Here is a 19,222-nt window from a genome sequence, read left to right on the forward strand (position 1 = left end):
TCGGTGCTCATACGGCGGCACCCTCCTCTTCGGAAGCGGCGTCGGAGTCGGCGTCGGTCTCGGCGGCGGCGGTCGGCTCGTAGGCGAGGACGGCCCGGTTGTCGGGGTGGAGCCGGGCCTTGGCGATGGCCTGGACCTCCTCGGCGGTGACGTCGAGGACCTTGGGGAGGGCGTCGTTGAGCAGCTCCGGGTCGCCGAACAGGACGGCGTAGCGGCACAGTTCGTCGGCCCGGCCGGCGACGGTGGTGAGCCGGTCGAGCCACTCGCGCTCGATCTGGGCCTGGGCGCGTTCGAGCTCCTCGGCGGTGGGGCCCTCGGCGGCGAAGCGGGCGAGCTCCTCGTCGACGGCGGTGCCGATCTGCTCGATGGTGGCGTCGCCGGAGGTCTTGACGTCGAGCCAGCCGAGGCTGGGGGCGCCGGCCAGCCGCAGCAGGCCGAAGCCGGCGGCGACGGCGGTGCGGTCACGGCGGACCAGCCGGTTGTAGAGGCGGCTGGACTCGCCGCTGCCGAGGATGGTGAGGGCGAGGTCGGCGGCGTCGGCCTCGCGGGTGCCGTCGTGCGGGAGGCGGTAGGCGGCCATCAGGGCGCGGGAGGGGACGTCCTCGTGGACGTCCTCGCGGATCTCGCGGCCGATCGTCTCGGGGAGCTCGCCCGAGCGCGGGGGCTGCTTGCCGTCGTGCGCGGGGATGGAGCCGAAGTACTTCTCGACCCAGGCGACGGTCTGCTCGGGGTCGATGTCGCCGACGATCGAGAGGACCGCGTTGTTGGGCGCGTAGTACGTCCGGAAGAACGTGCGGGCGTCCTCCAGGGTGGCCGCGTCGAGGTCGGCCATGGAGCCGATCGGGGTGTGGTGGTACGGGTGGCCGTCGGGGAAGGAGAGCGCGGTGAGCTTCTCGAAGGCGGTGCCGTACGGGACGTTGTCGTAGCGCTGGCGGCGCTCGTTCTTGACGACGTCGCGCTGGTTCTCCATGGACGTCTCGTCGAGCGCGGCGAGCAGCGAGCCCATCCGGTCGGCCTCCAGCCAGAGCGCGAGCTCCAGCTGGTGGGTGGGCATGGTCTCGAAGTAGTTGGTGCGCTCGAAGCTGGTGGTGCCGTTGAGCGAGCCGCCGGCGCCCTGGACGAGCTCGAAGTGCCCGTTGTTGGTGACGTTGGCCGAGCCCTGGAACATCAGGTGCTCGAAGAGGTGGGCGAGGCCGGTGCGGCCCTTGACCTCGTGCCGGGAGCCCACGTCGTACCAGAGGCAGACGGCGGCGACCGGGGTCAGGTGGTCCTCGGAGAGGACTACGCGCAGGCCGTTGGCCAGGCGGTGCTCGGTGATGGCGATGCCTCGGCTGGAGGCGGGGGCCGGGTTGGCCATGCGCTCGGGTCCTTCCCGTCGTCGATGTCGGGGGTTCGTGTGGCGTCCCCCATTGTGGTGCAACGTGCGGGAGCCGTGTTCGTGTCCGCGCGGACGGGGCCGTTCGCCAGGGGCGGAAGAGGGCCGCTGACCGGGAGTGTCGGCCCGAGGGTCCACAATGGGGGCGCCGCGCCCTGTCGACGGCGCCCGGTTGACGGGTCCGGCGGCGGGACGGTGCGGAGACGAGCGACGACCGCCCCCCGGCGTTCGGCGACCGACCGAGACACAGCCAGCGACACGTAAGGGAGCCCCGCCGCGATGGCCCGCCGCAGTTCGCAGACCCCGCCGCCCGGAGACTTCGAGGAGCGGATCCTCGACGTCGACGTCGTGGACGAGATGCAGGGCTCCTTCCTGGAGTACGCCTACTCGGTGATCTACTCGCGTGCACTGCCCGACGCGCGGGACGGCCTGAAGCCGGTGCACCGCCGGATCCTGTACCAGGCCAACGAGATGGGCCTGCGCCCGGAGCGCGCGCACGTGAAGTGCGCCCGCGTGGTGGGCGAGGTGATGGGCCGGCTGCACCCGCACGGCGACCAGTCGATCTACGACTCGGTGGTGCGCATGGCGCAGCCGTTCTCGATGCGGCTGCCGCTGATCGACGGGCACGGCAACTTCGGTTCGCTGGGCAACGACGACCCGCCGGCCGCGATGCGCTACACCGAGTCGCGGCTGACGGCCGCCTCGATGGCGATGGTGGAGTCGATCCACGAGGACACCGTCGACTTCGGCCCCAACTACGACGGCAGCGAGCAGGAGCCGCTGGCGCTGCCGGCCGCGTTCCCCAACCTGCTGGTGAACGGCGCGACGGGCATCGCGGTCGGCATGGCGACGAACATGCCGCCGCACAACCTGTCCGAGGTGGTGGCCGCGGCCCGGCACCTGATCAAGCACCCGAACGCGGACCTGGACACGCTGATGCGGTTCGTGCCCGGTCCTGACCTGCCGACCGGCGGACGGATCGTGGGCCTGTCGGGCATCCGGGACGCGTACGAGTCGGGCCGCGGCACGTTCAAGATCCGGGCGACGACGACGGTGGAGGCGGTGACGGCCCGCCGCAAGGGCATCGTGGTCACCGAGCTGCCGTACAACGTCGGCCCGGAGAAGGTCATCTCGAAGATCAAGGACCTGGTCAACGCGAAGAAGCTCCAGGGCATCGCGGACGTCAAGGACCTGACCGACCGCGAGCACGGGCTGCGGCTGGTCATCGAGGTGAAGAACGGCTTCGTGCCAGAGGCACTGCTGGAGCAGCTGTACAAGCTGACGCCGCTGGAAGAGACCTTCGGCATCAACAACGTGGCGCTGGTGGACGGGCAGCCGCTGACGCTGGGGCTCAAGGAGCTGCTGGAGGTCTACGTCGACCACCGCTTCACCGTGGTGCGCCGGCGCAGCGACTTCCGCCGCCGCAAGCGCGAGGAGCGGCTGCACCTGGTCGAGGGCCTGCTGGTCGCGCTGCTCGACATCGACGAGGTCATCGCGATCATCCGGTCGAGTGACAACGCCCAGCAGGCGAAGGAACGCCTGATGGAGCACTTCTCGCTGTCGGAGACGCAGACCGCGTACATCCTGGACACCCCGCTGCGGCGGCTGACCCGCTTCGACCGGGTCGAGCTGGAGCAGGAGAAGGAGAAGCTGACCTCCGAGATCGCGGACCTGACCGAGATCCTGGAGTCGGACACCAAGCTGCGCAGCGTGGTGTCGTCCGAACTGGGCGCGGTGTCCAAGCAGTTCGGCACCGAGCGGCGCACGGTGCTGCTGGAGGCGGGGGCGGTGCCCTCGGCCGCGCTGGCGGTGCCGCTGGAGGTCGCGGACGACCCGTGCCGGGTGCTGCTGTCGTCGACAGGCCTGCTGGCGCGGACGGCGGACGGCGAGCCGTTCGAGGAGTCGGAGAAGCGGGCGAAGCACGACGTGATCGTCTCGGCGGTGCACGCGACGGCCCGGGCGGACGTCGGCGTGGTCACGTCCGCGGGCCGGGTCCTGCGGCTGCCGGTGATCGACCTTCCGGCGCTGCCGCCGACACCGTCGCCGACGCTGGCGGGCGGGGCCGCGGTGGGCGAGTTCCTGCGGCTGGAGGACGGGGAGCGGGCGCTGGCGCTGACCACCCTGGACGAGTCCTCGCCGGGGCTGGCGCTGGGCACGCTGCAGGGCGTGGTGAAGCGGGTGGTGCCGGAGTGGCCGGCGAACAAGGACGAGTTCGAGGTGATCGCCCTCAAGGAGGGTGACGAGCTGGTGGGCGCGGTCGAACTGCGCACCGGCGAGGAGGACCTGGTCTTCATCGCCTCCGACGCCCAGCTGCTGCGCTACCCCGCGGCCCAGGTGCGTCCGCAGGGCCGCCCGGCGGGCGGCATGGCGGGCATCAAGCTGTCGGACGGCACGCGGGTGCTGTCCTTCACGGCGGTGGACCCGGCGGCGGACGCGGTGGTGGTCTCGGTGGCCACGGCCACGGGCACGCTCTCCGACGGCGAGCAGACCAGCTGGAAGGTCACCCCGTTCGAGCAGTACCCGCGCAAGGGCCGCGCCACCGGCGGCGTGCGCTGCCAGCGCTTCCTGCGCGGTGAGGACGCCCTGGCCTTCGCCTGGGCCGGCGCCGCCCCGGCCCGCGCCGCCACCGCCAAGGGCGCACCGGTCGACCTGCCCGAGCGCGACCCGCGCCGCGACGGCTCCGGCACCCCGGTCACCACCCCGATCGCGGTGGTCGCCGGCCCGGCGTAACGGCTCCCGCCCGAGCGGAGGGGCACCGGACATCGTCCGGTGCCCCTCCGCTTTTTCGTACCCGCCCGGCCGGGGATGCGGAACGGTGATCACCATTTCCCGGCCATGGCCCGAACTTTGCCCTCCCATGGGTTAGGTTCACCGAACAGGTGTGCTCGACACCTCGTCACCAGCCTTGGGGGGCATGGCAGTTGGCTGAAGAATTCAAGATCGACATGGGCCGGATGAGAACGGTGTCCAAACAACTCGACGAATGCGGCACCCGCATGGGGGCGGTCGCCAAGAGCCTCGAGAACCTCGGCAAGGGAAAGCAGTTGGGCACCGCACGGCTCGACGCGGCGTGCAAGGGCTTCGAGGACCACTGGCACGGCGGCATCGGCCGGATGGCCAAGCTCGCCCACGGCCTGCGCGAGGGCCTGGACGCGACGCTCAAGAACTACGGGGAGAACGAGCAGGGCACGGCCAAGGGATTCGGCGCGACCTGAGCCGACCAACAGGGGGACTGACTTTCCACCATGAGTGACAAGAACTGGCCGGGCCTCGGCTTCTGCCCGGCCCCGGGGGACCTTCCGGCCATCGCCAAGATGTACGCGGACGTCGACGCCGTCGCCCGCGAACTGGAGGAACTGCGCCACACCCTCGCCGACCTCGGCTCCGACGGCAGCGCCTGGCAGGGCGAGGCGGCCCGCAACTTCGCGGGAAAACTGGGCGAACTGCCCAAGTACCTAACCCAGGGCCACGATTCGATGGCCGCCTGCTCCCGGGCCCTCAAGGCCTGGCACACCCAGCTCACCGGCCTGCTCGCCAACGGCCGGACGATGGAGGCCCAGGCCGTCGAACTGCGCTCCCGGCTGGGTGACATGAACGTCCAGTGCGACGCCGCGGGCAAGGCCCTCGACGCCTCCGCACAGTCCACCGACGCGGCGACCCAGTCGAAGGCCAAGGCCGACTTCGAGGCCAAACTCCAGGCCCAGCAGCAGCTCGCGCACCAGCTCGACGAAGTGATCGCGAACGGCCACAAGCAGCTCGCCGACCACAAGAACAAGGCCGAGGCGGCCGCCAAGGCGATCATGGAGGCGTCCCGCCACCACCCGCCGGACCCGAGCTTCCTCAAGCGGATGCTGGACAAGGTGGAGCACGCCTGGCAGAAGTCACTGGACTTCCTCGCCGAGCACGCGGACGCCCTGTCCAAGATCTCGGCCGTGCTGGCGATCGCCGCACTGGCGGTCCCCGTGGCCGGCCCACTGCTGGGCGCCGCGGCCATGCTGACCAGCGCGGCCGCGATGGCCGGGCACGGCATCGCCAAGTCCCGCGGCCAGGACGTCTCCTGGCTGAAGATCGGACTGGACGGACTCGGGGTGATCCCGGGTGTCGGCGCCATCAAGGGCTTCGCCACCGCCGGGAAGTCGATCACGAAGGTCCAGGGCGTCGGTGTCGTCAACAAGGTGATCCGGGCCCCGATCCGGAACGTCAGGACCTCGGTGGCGGCCGAGGGAGCCGGCGCCGCCGAACGCACCTCGGCCGCCGGCGCGGGCCTGTTCGAGAAGACCATGAACCCGATATCGACCAAGCTCATCGTCGGCGGGCTCAAGAAGGCGGGCGTCGCAGTGGACCCCCGCACGGTCACGATCACGAACAAGGCGAACGGGCTCGCCTACGGTTTCTACCAGGACGGCGAGAAGGAGAAGGCCCGGGCGTCCCACGTCGAGGCCCCGGGACCGCTTCCGAAGCCCGCGTACCGACCGGCGTCCGCGCCGTTCCTGAACGCCGTCGGCTGAGAGGACAGGCGCATGGTCAAGGACGTCAACGTGACGCTCCCCGTCTCGGGCGGACAGCTCGCCGGCGTGCCCGAGGTGGCCGAGGCGGCACGGCGGGCCGAGGGCCTGTACGGGGTCACCCTGCTGAACGATGATGTGGCCCGCAATGTGGTGATCCGGCACCTGCGGATGCGGGACCAGCAGGACTGGCACGACGAGGCCGGGGCCATCCTCGTCCTCGGGGGGATCGTGGTCGCCGCGATCATCGGCTTCTCGATGAAGTCGCCGGTGGAGCCGCGGGAAGTGGTCGGCATCGTGGCGGCGATCCTGGCGATTCCGGCCGGAATCGCGATCTGGGTGCGGGGCCACGACCACGGACACAGCAAGCAGACTGCCTCGGTGCACTTCACCGCGTACCTCGGGCTGCTGAACCAGGCCAGGCGCGCGGGGCTGACGGTCCGGATCCCCGCCGAGTGGGGATCCGATGCCGAACGGGCCTCGTGGGACGCGGACGCCCAGCCCGCTCCGCAACCGCAGCCACCGGCCGCGTATCCCACCGGTCCGGGCCCGTACACCCCCATTCCCCCGCCCTCTGTCGCTGCGCGGCCCGGCTCGTGGTGGCCGCCCGACGCGGTGATCGACCCCGCCTTCCCGGTACTGCCGCCCGCCGCGCTCGCACAGCACTGGCCGCTGGCCACCCGGGCCCGTGAACTCGGTGCCCCGCACGGCCTCGACTTCCTGGACGAACAGGCGGTCCGGGGCCTGCTCACCGCGCAGCGGCGCACCGTCCGCCGGAGACTGGTGTGGACCAATGTCTCCGCCCTGGTCTTCTGCCTGGCCGTGCTGGTCGGCTTCCTCGGCTCGGACTTCAGCTATTCCGAGCAGCGCCGGCAGTCCATCCTCGTCATCGGCGGCCTGGTGGCCTTCTGCGCGCTCACCGCCCTCCCCGCGCTGAGGGCGCACTGGACCTGGCACCGCTCCGGTCTTCGCGACCGTGCCGCCGCCTACCTCGACCTGCTCGTCGAAGCCCGCGCGTACGGCGTCCCGGTCCCCGTCCCACCGTCCTGGCTGGACGTCCGCAACCGGATCCGCAAGCCGTCATGACCTCCCAGGAAAGCTCGATGCCCGACATACCGACGGCCTACCGTCCCGCCGAGGACGCGCGGCTCCAGATCCGCTTCGTCGTCCCGCCCGCCTTCCACGAGGTCCCGGTGCTCGGCACCGACGACCAGGTGGCCGAGGAGCTGTGGGAGCTGGCCTGCGAGGTGCTGGCCTCCCAGCCCGAGGAGGTGCGGGTGCGCTGGGCCGTGGCACTGGCCGGGCTGATCCCGTCGATGGCCGAGGCCGGGGTGATCCACGCCGGGATGTGCCTGGTGGACGTGGACGGCCGACCGAGCACCGCGTCGATCACGGCCTCGGTCTGCCCGCTGGTCGGCACCGACTACCCCGGCGCGGTGGACTTCCTGCTCACCCGGCTGGCCCTGTCCCGTCCGGAGGCGGAGGTGACGGCGGTCGAGCTGCCGGCCGGGCGGGCCGTCGCGGTGATCGACGCGGTGGCGACCGCGGTAGACGACGGGTCGACCCCGCTCGACGGCCTGGCGGTCCCGCTCGTCGACGGGGTGCTGACCACCTCGGTGATCCAGGTGCACCTGCCGCTGCCGAACGAGTCGCAGCTGCTCTCGCTGGAGCTGAGCACCCCGTGCCCGGAGGACTGGGTGCTGTACTCGGAGCTGTTCGCGGACGTGGTCCGCAGCATCCACCTGGAGTTCGCCGACCTCCCGACCGTCTCCGAGCCGATGTACGACACGGTGGACGAGGAGGTCGCGCAGCGGGTGAAGGCCGCCTTCGGGTGATCGAGTGAGGGTGATCAGCTGAGGGTAGCCTTGCCGGCGTGAGCACTTGTGCGACCGTGTCGCGTGAACTTTCGGAGCCGCTGGCCGCGACGGCGGCGGTGGCGAGCACCTGGCTGCTGGTGGAGCAGAACGGGCCGTGGGGCGCGAAGGCGCTGGGCGAGAGCCATCTGGACGCGGCGGTGGGGCGGGCGCTGGAGGCGGCCGCGGCCGGGACGGGTGTGCGGGTGGCGCTGATCCGCCGGCCCGGTCGGCACGCCGACTGCCTGCCGACCCCGCGCCACGAGGTGCTCGTGGCGCACACGGTGCCGGGCCGCGACTGGGTGCGCCGGGCGGCGGTGGCGGATCCGGCGGAGCTGCTGGGCCTGGACTTCGCGGCGCTGGGCGCCGGGGACCACACCGGGTTCGGTGCGGAGCACGTCGGCGGCCCGGTGGCCCTGGTGTGCACCAACGGGCGGCGGGACCGCTGCTGCGCGCTGCTGGGCCGTCCGCTCGCGGCGGAGCTGGCGGCGGCCGGGCACAGCGAGGTGTGGGAGGTCACCCACCTGGGCGGGCACCGCTTCTCCCCCACGATGCTGGTGCTGCCGTACGGCTACGCGTACGGGCGGCTGACGCCGGAGACCGCCAAGGAGGTGCTGGCGGCGACGGCGGCCGGGCACACGGTGCCGGAGTGGTCGCGCGGCTGCTCGGGCTGGGAGCGTCCGGGCCAGGCGGCCGAGCACGCGGTGCGGCTGGCGACCGGCGAGACCGGGGTGGACGCGTTGACGCTCGTCCAGCGGCCGGACGGTGAGCGCCGCTGGCTGGTGACGGTGCTGCACCGGGACGGCCGGTCCTGGGAGGTGGACGTGATCGAGACGGTGAGCGAGCCGGCGCGTCCGGAGAGCTGCGGCAAGGCGGCGGGGACGCCGTCGCGGATGGACGTGCTGTCCGTACGAGGGCTCTGACGCACAGCGGCCCCGCGCCCGTGGGGGTGGGCGCGGGACCGCTGTCGGCGGCGGGGCTCAGCCGGCGGCCTTGGCGACGAACTCCGTGGTGTAGGTCTTCGCCAGGTCGATCGACCCCTCCTTGCCCTTCACGTCCGGGTGGAACGCGGCGAGCACCGAGAGCACCGTCTTCGGCCCGTCGGCCGGCATCACGCCGTCCGTGGTGAACATCGGCAGCGTCGCCTTGATCGCCGCCGCGTACTGCTCGGCACCGCCCTGGGCGTAGTCGGCGGGCATCTTCGCGGCGATCTCCTCGGGGCTGTGGGTGGACATCCACGTGAGGGTCTTCACGAAGGCGTTGGCGAGCTTCTGGGTGGTGTCCTTGTTCTTCTCCACCCAGTCGGTGTTCATGTACAGCGACGAGGACGGGTAGAGCCCGCCGAGCGCCTCGCGCGAGCCCTCGGGGGTGCGCATGTCGTAGAGGACCTTGCCGAGGCCCTTGTCCAGGACGGCGGCGACGGTCGGGTCGGTGGTCATCCCGGCGTCGATGCTGCCCTGCTGGAGCGCGGCGATGAAGGTCTGGCCGGCGCCGACCGCGATCGGGCTGAACTCGCTGACGGCGGTGCCGTTCTTGACCGCGAGGTACTTGGTGAGGAAGTCGGTCGAGGAGCCGAGGCTGGTGACGCCGAGCTTCTTCCCCTTGAAGTCGGCGCCGGACCTGATCGCGTCGGCCTGCTTGCTGGAGACCACCTCGACCTCGCCGGGCGCCTGGGCGAACTGCACCACGGACTCGACCTTCTTGCCCTTGGCCTGGAGGTCGATGGTGTGGTCGTAGAAGCCGACGGCGCCCTGGACGTCCCCGGCGAGCAGCGCGGTGGTGGCGTTGACGCCGGCCGGTTCGGTCATCAGCTCGACGTTGACGCCGGCCTCGGCGAAGTAGCCGAGCCGCTGGGTGAGCATCGCGGGCAGGTAGATGACCTTGTCCAGGCCACCGACCATGATCTTGACCTTGGGCCCGTCGACCTGCTGCCCGGCGGGGGCGGCGACCGCGCCGTGTCCGGCGGTGGCGGCGTCGTTGGCGCAGGCGGAGAGCGGGAGGAGCAGGAGGGCGGCGAGGGCGGCGGCAGCCGTTCTACGCATGGGTGGGGGCCTCTCTTCGTACGGGCGGGGGAGGTTCAGCGGCCGTCGCCCGCGTCGGCGGGCTTCCAGCGGAACAGCTTCTTCTCGGCGAAAGTCAGCAGCCCCTCGGTGAGCAGCGCGACGACGGCGAGGATGGTCATGGCCGCGTACACGCCGGCCGCGTTGAAGGTGCCCTGGGCGGCCGCGACGAGCAGGCCGAGGCCCTTGGTGGCGCCGATGTACTCGCCGACGATGGCGCCGATCAGCGCGAAGCCGAAGCTGACGTGCAGGCTGGTGAAGATCCAGGTGGTGGCGGCGGGGATGACCACCTGGAGGGTGACCCTGCGGTTGTCGGCGCCCAGGATGCGGGCGTTGGCGACGAGGTTGCGGTCGACCTCGCGGGCGCCCTGGAAGGCGTTGAAGAACACCGGGAAGAACACCAGCACCACCGCGGAGGCGACCTTGGAGGCCGGGCCGAGGCCGAACCAGATCAGGAAGATCGGCGCGAGCACGATCCGCGGGATCGCGTTGAGCACCTTGATGTACGGCCCGAACACGTCGGCCAGGAAGCGGATCCGGCCGAGCGCGATGCCCAGCAGCACGCCGCCGATGACGCCGATCACCCAGCCGGCGAGGGCCTCGTACAGGGTGAAGGCGATCTGCTCGCCGAGCGAGCCCTGCGCGGTGCCGTGGGTGACCCACTGCCAGATCTGGTCCCAGATCCTCGACGGCTGGGAGAAGTTGAACGGGTCGATGACGTCGGTGCGGGCGCAGACCTCCCAGAGCCCGAGGAAGGCGAGCAGCACCGCGACCCGGGCGCCGTAGACGACCAACCGGCGGTTGCGGGCGGCCCGTTCGCGGGCCTCGGTCCTCGTCGTGACGGCCGGGGGCTTCCCGGCGCCGGCCGGCGCGGCTCCCGGCGCGGCTCCCGACACGGACTCGGGCACGGAATCGGACGCGGTCTCAAGCGGCACGACCCGCTCCTCTCTCCCGGGTGATGCGCACCTCTTCGCCGAGCGAGGCCCAGATCTCGCGGTACAGCTCGACGAACCTCGGTTCCAGCCGGACGGCCTCCACGGTGCGCGGGCGCGGCAGGTCGACGGTGAAGACCTCCTTGACGGTGGCCGGTCCGGCCGTCATGACGACGACCCGGTCGGCGAGCGCGATGGCCTCGTCCAGGTCGTGGGTGACGAAGACGACCGACGAGCCGGTACCGGCCCACAGCTCCAGCAGCTGGTCCGACATCAGGGCCCGGGTCTGCACGTCCAGGGCCGAGAACGGCTCGTCCATCAGCAGGATCGCCGGGTCGTTGACGAAGGTCTGGGCGAGCGCGACGCGCTTGCGCATGCCGCCGGACAGCTGGTGCGGGTAGCGGTCCTCGAAGGCGGCCAGGCCGACCCGGCCGAGCCAGTCCCGGGCCCGTTCCCTGGCCTCGGCGGCGGGCACGCCGCGGAAGCGCGGGCCGGCCATCACGTTGGACAGGACGGTGCGCCAGGGGAAGACGGCGTCCTGCTGGAAGACGAACCCGACCTTGGGGTCGATCCCGCGCACGGGCTCGCCGTACACCCGGACCTCGCCCTCGGTGGGCTCCTCCAGGCCGCTGACCAGGGTCAGCGTGGTGGACTTGCCGCAGCCGGTGGGGCCGACGACGGCGACGAACTCGCCCTGGGCGACGGTCAGATCGAGATCGCGGACGGCGGTGTGCAACGCCCCCGAGGGGGTGCGGAAGCGTTTGGTCGCGCCGGTCAGCTCGATCGCCGGGGTCTCGGTCATGCATTCCTCCCGGTTCTGTGCTTGCCCCGGAAAGGTAGGAGCGGGCCCGGCCCCGGCGGGAGCCTTCTTCGCGTAGTGCGACTTCTCCGCATAGAGGGGTGTTCTGCTCGTTTTGCTTGCGCTACAACTGCGGGGACGCGGCTGACAGAAACAGCGCGGAAACATAGGGTGTCCCGACCCACCCCACCGGAGGCGCCCCCACCCCGCCCCCGCTCCCAGCCCCGCTCCCATCCCCGCTCCCGGACATCCGATTCCCCCGCAGCCGCCGAGAGGAGGCCCGGATGAAGCTCGCCCGCCGGCCCCGCCGGGTCTTCGCCCAACTGCTGCTGAGCCAGACCGTCGTCACCGTCGGTGTCACCGCCGTGACCGCCGGGCTGTTCCTGGCCCCGGTCAGCAGCGAGCTGGACCACGACGCGATGCAGCGGGCGCTGTCGATCGCCCAGGCCACCGCCACCGACGAGAACATCGCCCGGGCCGCCGCCGGCCGCGACGTGGTGGCCGCGCAGCGCAACGCCGAGCAGATCCGGCTGGCCACCGGCGCCAGCTTCGTGGTGGTCACCGACCTGGACGGCATCCGGCTCTCGCACACCGACCCGGGCCGGATCGGCCAGCGGGTCAGCACCGACCCGGAGCCCGCCCTCAGCGGCCGCAGCGTCACCGCCATCCAGCAGGGCACCCTGGGCCGCACCGCCCGGGGCAAGGTGCCGCTGCGGATGGCGGACGGCCGGATCGTCGGCGAGGTCTCGGTCGGCATCAGCGACGACTCGATCCGCCGCCGGCTGCTGAAGATGCTCACCGGGATCCTGCTGTGCGCGGCCGCCGGCCTCGCCGCCGGGACGCTCGCCACCCTGCTCCTGGCCCGCCGCCTCAAGCGCCGCACCCACAACATCGCGCTGGCCGACATCTCCGCGCTGCTGGTGGAGCGGGAGGCGATGCTGCACGGCATCCGCGAGGGCATGGTGGCGCTGGACGAGCACGGCCGGATCCGGCTGGCCAACGACGAGGCGTTCCGGCTGCTCGGCCTGCCCGAGGACTGCGCCGGCCGCCCGATCGGCGCGGTGCTGCCGCCGGGCCGGCTGGCGGACGTGCTCGCCGGGCGGATCGCCGGCGCCGACCTGCCGGCCGTCCGGGACGACCGGGTGCTGGTGGTCAACCGGACGGCCACGCCCGAGGGCGGCGCCGTGGTGACCCTGCGGGACCGCACCGAGCTGGAGTCGCTGGTCCGCGAGCTGGACACCACCCGCAGCCTGACCGAGGCGCTGCGGGCCCAGGACCACGAGCACGCCAACCGGATGCACACCCTGCTGGGCCTGCTGGAACTGGGCCGTCACGAGCAGGCGGTGGCGTTCATCTCGGAGCAGTCCGGCTCGCACGCGGTGGTCGCGGCGCGGATCGCCGAGCAGGTGCAGGACCCGCACGTGGCGGCGCTGCTGGCGGGCAAGAGCGCGGTGGCGGGCGAGCGCGGGGTGCGGCTGGCGCTGGCCCCGGCGGCGCACCTGCCGGACGCCGTGGTGGACGCCCGGGCGCTGGTGACGGTGCTCGGCAACCTGATCGACAACGCGGTGGACGCGCTGGCCGCGGGCGGCGGGGGCCGGGTGGAGGTGAGCCTGGCGGCGGCCGGCCCGACGCTGCTGCTGCAGGTCGCGGACAGCGGCCCGGGCGTGCCGGAGGAGCTGCGCGAGCAGGTCTTCGAAGAGGGGTGGAGCAGCAAGGACGCGCCCGCGCACCGTCCGCGCGGGCTGGGGCTGGCGATGGTGCGGCGGCTGGTCGAACGGACCGGCGGCCGGATCGTGCTCGACACCGGGCCGCTCGGCGGCGCCCGGTTCACCGTCGAGCTGCCCGAGGCCCTGCTCACCACCCAGCTCGTGGAGGCGTGATGATCGACGTACTCGTGGTGGACGACGACTTCCGGGTCGCGGACGTGCACGCCGCCTACGTGGCCAAGGTCCCCGGCTTCCGGGTGACCGGCACCGCGCACTCGGCCGGGGAGGCACTGGCCGCCCTGGAGCGCCGACCGGTGGACCTGCTGCTGCTCGACCACCACCTGCCGGACGAGACCGGCCTGGCCCTGGTGCGCCGGCTGCGGGAACGCCAGGTGGCCTGCGACGTGATGATGGTGACGGCCGCCCGGGACGTGTCGACGGTGCACGCCGCGATGCAGCACGGCGCGCTCCAGTACCTGGTCAAACCGTTCACCTTCGCCGGGCTGCGGGAGAAACTGGTGGCGTACGCGCAGCTGCGGCACGCGCTCGCCGCCCCGGCCCGGGAGGCCGGCCAGGACGAGGTGGACCGGCTGTTCGCGACCCTGCGCAGCGCCGCCGCCCCGGCCGGGCCGCTCCCCAAGGGCCACTCGGCGCCCACCACCGACCTGGTGATGGGCGTCCTGCGCCGGGCCGGCCGGCCGCTCTCCGCCCAGGAGGTCGCCGACGCCACCGGGCTGAGCCGCTCCACGGCGCAGCGCTACCTCAAGCAGCTGGAGCGGGACAACCGGCTGCGGCTGACCCTGCGGTACGGCGACACCGGCCGCCCGGAGCACCGTTACGGCCTGGCGGCCCGGGCATAGCCGCTCCGGTCGGGGCCGATGACCGCCGGACCGGGCCCGGACAGGGGGGAACCCCGGCGGCCCCAGGCCCGCCGGGGTTCCCCGGGCGCGACGGCTCAGGCCGCGCCCGCACCGGTGAGAGCGCGTACCTCCAGCTCGGCGAACCGGTCCGGGTCGGCGGGCTCGGACGAGGTGACCGTCCCGAGCCACCCGGCGAGGAAGCCGAGCGGGATGGAGACGAGGCCCGGGTTCTCCAGCGGGAACCAGTGGAAGTCGAGGCCGGGGAAGAGCGCCTCGTGGGAGCCGGACACCACCGGCGAGAAGAACACCAGCACGATCGCCGGGACCAGCCCGCCGTACACCGCCCAGACCGCGCCGCGGGCGGTGAACCGCGACCAGAACAGGCTGTACAGCAGCACCGGCAGGTTCGAGGAGGCCGCGACGGCGAAGGCCAGGCCGACCAGGAAGGCGACGTTCAGCTGCTGGGCGAAGAGGCTGATCACGATCGCCGTCGCACCGATCCCGGCGGCGGCGAACCGGGCGACCACCACCTCCTGCTGCTCGCTGATCCCGGACACCGACTCCTCCGACCGGGAGGCCGGGACGGTCTCGCCCCGACGACGGCGCCCGCGACCGTTCTTCGCCTGCTCGCGGGCGGGCCGGGCGCGCCAGGCGCCGGCCCAGACGTCGTGGGCGAAGGCCGCCGAGGAGGCCAGGGTGAGCCCGGCGACCACGGCGAGGATGGTGGCGAAGGCGATCGCCGAGATCAGGGCGAACAGCACCACCCCGCCGGTGCTGCCGTTGCCGCCGCCGAGCACCAGGGCGAGCAGCGGAACGGCGGTGTTCCCGGCCGAGTTGGCGTGCCGCACCTCGGCCGAGCCGATCAGCGCGGTGGCGCCGAGGCCGAGCACGATGGCCATCAGGTAGAAGCTGCCGACCAGGCCGATCGCCCACATCGTGGAGCGGCGGGCGGCCCGTGCGGTGGGCACGGTGTAGAAGCGGGACAGGATGTGCGGCAGGCCCGCGGTGCCGAGCACCAGGGCGAGGCCGAGGCTGACGAAGTCCAGCCGGCTGGTGAGGCTGCCGCCGTACTTGAGCCCGGGCTCCAGGTAGCGGTGCCCGGCACCGCTGTGGTCGGCGGCCTGGCGCATCAGCTCGCCGAGGTCCCCGTGGAAGCGGACCACCAGCAGCACCGTCAGCAGCACCGAACCGCCGGTCAGCAGGAAGGCCTTGATGATCTGGATCCAGGTGGTGGCCCGCATCCCGCCGATGGTGACGTAGACGATCATCAGGGCGCCGACCGCGATGATGGTCCAGGTGCGGGCGTGCGGGCTGCCGGTGCCGAGCAGCAGGGCGACCAGCGAACCGGCGCCGACCATCTGGGCCACCAGGTAGAGCAGGGTGACCACGACGCTGGCGCCGCCGGCCGCGGCGCGCACCTTGCGGCGGCGCAGCCGCAGCGCGAGCACGTCGGCGAGGGTGTACCGGCCGGCGTTGCGGACGAGTTCGGCGACCAGCATCAGCACGACCAGCCAGGCGACCAGGAAGCCGATGCTGTAGAGCACGCCGTCGTAGCCGTAGAGCGCGATCAGCCCGGCGACGCCCAGGAAGGAGGCCGCGGACAGGTAGTCGCCGGAGAGCGCGAAGCCGTTCTGCAGCGGGGTGAAGTCGCGGCCGCCGGCGAAGAAGTCCTCGGCGGCGTTGCCCTGGCGGCCGACCCAGAGGGTGACCCCCAGGGTGACCAGGACGACGACGGCGAACAGCGCGATGGCGAGCGAGTGGTGGTCGCCGGTGGGGGCGACCGGGGGCGGGGTGGCGGTCGACACCACGGTCCGCGCGGCGGTCCTCACGGCGGCCACGGCCGCGTCGGTGGGCACGGTGGCCATCAGGGTCGTCATCGCAGCTGGTCCTGGGTGTCCCAGCGCAGGCCCAGGGCGGCGCGGTCGCGCTTGGTCCGGGCGTTGCGGGCGTAGAGCCAGGCGAGCAGGAAGGTCGAGGCGAACTGCAGAAGTCCCAGCAGCCAGGCCACGTTGAGCGGGCCGGCCACCGCGCGGCGCATCAGGTCGGGGGCACCGGCCTGGGCGGCGACGTACAGCAGGTACCAGGCGAGGAAGCCGCCGGTGATGGGGAAGACGAAGGTCCGGTAGCTGCGGCGGATCTGCCGGAAGGCCGCGCTGGCCTGGACCTCCCGGTAGACCTCGGTCCGGTCGGCGACCGGTTCCTCGTCTCGTGGCGCGAGGGACCCGAGGGGTGCGTGCGGTGCGGCCGGGGCCGCTTGGTCGACGGGGGTGCTCTGGGCGAACGGCTCGACGGCGGGCCCGTGGATCGGTGCGCCGACGGCCACAGGCTCGCCGACTGCCTCTGCCGACCGGTCCGGACGGGTGTGCTCCGTACGGATGGGGCCCGACTGCGCCGGTACCGCCGACCGGCGGTGCGCAGCCGATGGCTCGGCGGGCTCAACGGGGGTGCCGGCGGCCGGAGCGGCCCACCAGTCGAATCGCTGCCCCTGGCCGGGGCTGCTCGTCTGCTGCTGTGGCACTGATGCTCCTGGACGGCCGGATGTTCTGACCCGAACCATGATGGCGGCCCTAGGACAACGCCTCTGACCATCGCAGATACGTTCACTCGATGAGGTGATCGATCATCCGACAGACACTCATCGGACTACTGCTGCGTCCCGGTGATTCCGTGTCGGAAGGCGTAGGCGACCGCCTGAGCCCGGTCCCGTACGGCGGTCTTGGCGAACAGATTGTTGATGTGGGTCTTCACGGTGGCCTGGCTGACGAACAGCCGTTGGGCGATCTCCGCGTTGGACAGCCCCTGGGCGATCAGCGCCAGCACCTCGGCCTCCCGGACGGTCAGCCCGTCGGGCAGCTCCCCCGGCCGGCCGACGGGCGGCCCGGCGGCCGGTCCGGAGCCGCCGGGCTGCTCCGAAAGCCTTTCCAGCAACCGGAGTTGGATCTGCGGGGAGAGCCCGGCGGCGCCCGAGCGGACGTCCGCGATGGCCCGGGCGATCTCCTCGCCGCCGGCGTCCTTGGTGAGGTAGCCGCGCGCCCCGGCCTGGAGCGCCGGGAACAGCGATTCGTCGTCGGCGTAGGTGGTGAGCACCACCACCTCGGTCTCCGGGTGCGCCGTGCGGATCCGCCTCGTCGCCTCGACGCCGTCGCAGCGCGGCATCCGCAGATCCATCAGCACCACGTCCGGGTGATGACGCTCCACCAGGGCGACGGCCTCCTCCCCGTCCCCCGCCGCACCGACCACCTCGATACCGGGCAGCAGCCCCAGCAGCATCACGATTCCCTCGCGCACCACCGTCTGGTCGTCGGCGACCAGCACCCTGATCGCCGGTTCCGTCATGCCGGCACCCGCAGCAGCACGCGCCACCCTCCGTCCTCCGGGCCCGCCAGCAGCGTGCCGCCGAGCAGTTCCGCGCGTTCGCGCATCCCCAGCAGACCGTACCCGCTGCCGCTGGCCGCCAGCTCCCCCGACGCCGGCTCGGCCGCGGACGGGCCGCGCGGCGGCCGGGTGTTGCGCACCTCCAGCTCCACCGCGCCGTCCAGGTAGCGCAGTTCGACGGCGCAGCGGGCGCCGGACGCGTGCTTGCGGACGTTGGTCACCGCCTCCTGCGCGGTGCGCCGCACCGCGAGGGCGGCCTCGGCGGCGAGCGGCCGGGGCGTGCCGGTGACGGTGAGGGCGGCCCGCTCCCGTCCGGTCAGCTCCACCAGGAACTCCCCGACCGGGGTGAACTCCCCGCGCAGCGCGGACAGCGCCTGCCGGGTCTCGGCCAGCCCGTCCTGCGCCATCCGCCGGGCGGCGACGACCCGTTCGCGGACCTGCTCGCGGTCCGTCCCGGCGTCCAGCATCAGCCGCGCCGCCTCCAGGTGGACGAGCTGCGCGGAGAGGCTGTGGGCGAGCACGTCGTGGATCTCCCGGGCGATCCTGGCCCGTTCGGCGAGCGCCGCGCTCTCCGCCTCGGCGGCCCGGGCGGCCCGCTCCTGGGCGAGCAGCAGGCGGGCGGTGCCGCGCGCCTCGATGTCCAGCCGCAGCAGGAAGCCGACCAGGACGGACCCTCCGATGGTGGCGGCGATGCTGAGCCAGCTCGCCGGGGAGGCCGCCGTGTACGAGCCCAGCGCGACCGCCGCGGCACACAGCGCGGGCGCGGGCGGCAGCCTGATCAGGGCCGTCACGGCCAGCCCGATCCAGAGGAAGTCGGCCAGCGTGTAGGCCAGCCCCTGGTTGGCGAGCCAGCCCGCGCCGACCAGGCCTGCGGCCAGCAGGTACGAGGCCGCCGGGCGCTGCTCCCGGGTGACCCGCAGGTACCCCGCGCTGAGGGCGAAGGCCGCGGCCAGCCCGGCCGCCGCGGCGGCCGCGGCCCAGCCGGTGTACCGGCCCCCGGAGAAGGTCCCCCAGCCGACGACGACCACCAGGACGGTCCGGCCGAACACGGTGAGGACCCGCCGCGGCCGGCTCTCGTCCTCACGGCCGATCCCTTCCCGGGACGGCCAGCGGGTCCAGTACCACCCGGCCACGGGGGCCTCCTCGATGCTCACGGCGGCGGGTCAGCGCAGTCCGGCGGCGGTCCGCGCGGGCTCCAGCGTGCGGGCCCTCCAGTTCACCACGACGGAGCGGACCAGCAGCAGGACCGCCATGCCCAGCAGCAGCGTGCTGCCCGCCTGGTGGACGTGCAGGGCCGAGCCGACCGCGTACAGGCCGATCCGGATGGCGATCATCCCGCACCAGGCGGCCACGGTGGCCTTGGTGCCCTTGACCAGGACGCCGCCGTCGGGGGCCCGCCAGATCCGTACGGTCCAGCCCCAGACCGTGCCCATCGCGAGCACGGCGACGAGGCCGCCGACCAGCAGCGTGGCGGAGACCGCGGTGTGCTGGTGGTCGACGAGCTGCGGGTCGCGCAGCGCGAGCGCGCCCAGGACCAGCGGCAGCAGCCAGAACCGGCGCTCGGTGTCCAGCCGCTGGACGCGCATCTGGCGCTGGACCACCAGGACCACCACCGCGATGACCACGAGGATGTTGGCGATGGAACTCATCGGATTCTCCGTCCCGAGGAGAGGCTTCTTGCTGACCTCTCCGACGCTACGGATCCGGCGCTTCCCGCTGATCGGAGCCGGGGTGGAGCACGGGTGGAACCGGCGGCG

Annotated in this window: 17 protein-coding genes; 8 read left to right on the plus strand and 9 right to left on the minus strand. The window is 72.8% G+C overall.

Features of this window, described 5'->3' with window-relative positions; genetic code table 11:
• Positions 1-7 precede the first annotated feature (7 nt).
• Entirely contained in the window at positions 8-1,357 is a 1,350-nt protein-coding gene (locus ACFY4B_RS31835) for a pitrilysin family protein (protein ID WP_049653313.1), read from the minus strand.
• A 297-nt stretch (positions 1,358-1,654) separates the two neighbouring features.
• On the opposite strand from ACFY4B_RS31835, the gene ACFY4B_RS31840 reads away from it, so the two are divergent.
• From ACFY4B_RS31840 to ACFY4B_RS31865, 6 genes are all read left to right on the plus strand, one after another.
• Complete coding sequence (locus ACFY4B_RS31840; protein WP_387973826.1) at positions 1,655-4,105, plus strand: DNA topoisomerase (ATP-hydrolyzing) subunit A; 2,451 nt, start codon at positions 1,655-1,657, stop codon at positions 4,103-4,105.
• Between the two features lie 191 nt (positions 4,106-4,296).
• Positions 4,297-4,590 (plus strand): type VII secretion target, encoded by a 294-nt coding sequence (locus tag ACFY4B_RS31845; RefSeq protein ID WP_147409165.1) that lies wholly within the window; start codon positions 4,297-4,299, stop codon positions 4,588-4,590.
• Positions 4,591-4,620: 30 nt separating this feature from the next.
• Positions 4,621-5,883, plus strand: coding sequence for a WXG100 family type VII secretion target (locus ACFY4B_RS31850; protein ID WP_387973829.1), 1,263 nt, complete (start codon positions 4,621-4,623; stop codon positions 5,881-5,883).
• Between the two features lie 12 nt (positions 5,884-5,895).
• Positions 5,896-6,966 carry a hypothetical protein gene (locus ACFY4B_RS31855; protein ID WP_387973831.1) on the plus strand — a complete coding sequence of 357 codons (1,071 nt, stop codon included), beginning with the start codon at positions 5,896-5,898 and terminating at the stop codon, positions 6,964-6,966.
• A gap of 17 nt (positions 6,967-6,983) precedes the next feature.
• The gene (locus ACFY4B_RS31860) at positions 6,984-7,715 is read left to right on the plus strand and encodes a hypothetical protein (RefSeq protein ID WP_387973834.1); all 732 of its coding nucleotides are present in this window, start codon (positions 6,984-6,986) and stop codon (positions 7,713-7,715) included.
• Between the two features lie 38 nt (positions 7,716-7,753).
• Positions 7,754-8,656, plus strand: a complete 903-nt coding sequence (locus tag ACFY4B_RS31865) for a sucrase ferredoxin (protein ID WP_049650779.1) — start codon at positions 7,754-7,756, stop codon at positions 8,654-8,656.
• A gap of 57 nt (positions 8,657-8,713) precedes the next feature.
• On the opposite strand, the gene ACFY4B_RS31870 is transcribed toward ACFY4B_RS31865, so the two are convergent.
• Genes ACFY4B_RS31870 through ACFY4B_RS31880 form a run of 3 tightly spaced genes read right to left on the minus strand, consistent with a single transcriptional unit; the run spans position 8,714 to position 11,527 of the window.
• Entirely contained in the window at positions 8,714-9,775 is a 1,062-nt protein-coding gene (locus tag ACFY4B_RS31870; RefSeq protein ID WP_074005667.1) for an ABC transporter substrate-binding protein, read from the minus strand.
• Positions 9,776-9,810: 35 nt separating this feature from the next.
• Complete coding sequence (locus tag ACFY4B_RS31875) at positions 9,811-10,728, minus strand: ABC transporter permease (RefSeq protein WP_387973837.1); 918 nt, start codon at positions 10,726-10,728, stop codon at positions 9,811-9,813.
• Positions 10,718-11,527, minus strand: a complete 810-nt coding sequence (locus tag ACFY4B_RS31880; protein ID WP_049650781.1) for an ABC transporter ATP-binding protein — start codon at positions 11,525-11,527, stop codon at positions 10,718-10,720. The genes ACFY4B_RS31875 and ACFY4B_RS31880 overlap by 11 nt, the downstream gene beginning before the upstream one ends.
• Positions 11,528-11,808: 281 nt before the next feature.
• Between ACFY4B_RS31880 and ACFY4B_RS31885 the strand changes: the two genes are divergently transcribed.
• Positions 11,809-13,404 (plus strand): ATP-binding protein, encoded by a 1,596-nt coding sequence (locus ACFY4B_RS31885; protein ID WP_375876179.1) that lies wholly within the window; start codon positions 11,809-11,811, stop codon positions 13,402-13,404.
• Positions 13,404-14,090 (plus strand): response regulator, encoded by a 687-nt coding sequence (locus ACFY4B_RS31890; protein ID WP_074005669.1) that lies wholly within the window; start codon positions 13,404-13,406, stop codon positions 14,088-14,090. Before ACFY4B_RS31885 ends, ACFY4B_RS31890 begins: the two co-directional genes overlap by 1 nt.
• 95 nt (positions 14,091-14,185) lie before the next feature.
• On the opposite strand, the gene ACFY4B_RS31895 is transcribed toward ACFY4B_RS31890, so the two are convergent.
• The 5 genes from ACFY4B_RS31895 to ACFY4B_RS31915 form a co-directional block, all read right to left on the minus strand.
• Positions 14,186-15,967 (minus strand): cation acetate symporter, encoded by a 1,782-nt coding sequence (locus tag ACFY4B_RS31895; protein ID WP_234348313.1) that lies wholly within the window; start codon positions 15,965-15,967, stop codon positions 14,186-14,188.
• Positions 15,964-16,413: a DUF485 domain-containing protein gene (locus ACFY4B_RS31900; protein ID WP_181970691.1), complete on the minus strand. Its 450-nt coding sequence runs from the start codon at positions 16,411-16,413 to the stop codon at positions 15,964-15,966. The genes ACFY4B_RS31895 and ACFY4B_RS31900 overlap by 4 nt, the downstream gene beginning before the upstream one ends.
• A gap of 320 nt (positions 16,414-16,733) precedes the next feature.
• A complete protein-coding gene (locus ACFY4B_RS31905) occupies positions 16,734-17,426 on the minus strand; it encodes a response regulator transcription factor (RefSeq protein ID WP_049650785.1) in 693 nt (230 codons plus the stop codon).
• A complete protein-coding gene (locus tag ACFY4B_RS31910) occupies positions 17,423-18,619 on the minus strand; it encodes a sensor histidine kinase (RefSeq protein WP_387973840.1) in 1,197 nt (398 codons plus the stop codon). The genes ACFY4B_RS31905 and ACFY4B_RS31910 overlap by 4 nt, the downstream gene beginning before the upstream one ends.
• Before the next feature lie 9 nt (positions 18,620-18,628).
• A complete protein-coding gene (locus ACFY4B_RS31915; protein WP_387973843.1) occupies positions 18,629-19,114 on the minus strand; it encodes a DUF1453 domain-containing protein in 486 nt (161 codons plus the stop codon).
• Between the last annotated feature and the right edge of the window lie 108 nt (positions 19,115-19,222).

The sequence above is a fragment of the Kitasatospora sp. NPDC001261 genome (genome assembly GCF_042896795.1).
In the GTDB taxonomy this organism is placed as follows: domain Bacteria; phylum Actinomycetota; class Actinomycetes; order Streptomycetales; family Streptomycetaceae; genus Kitasatospora.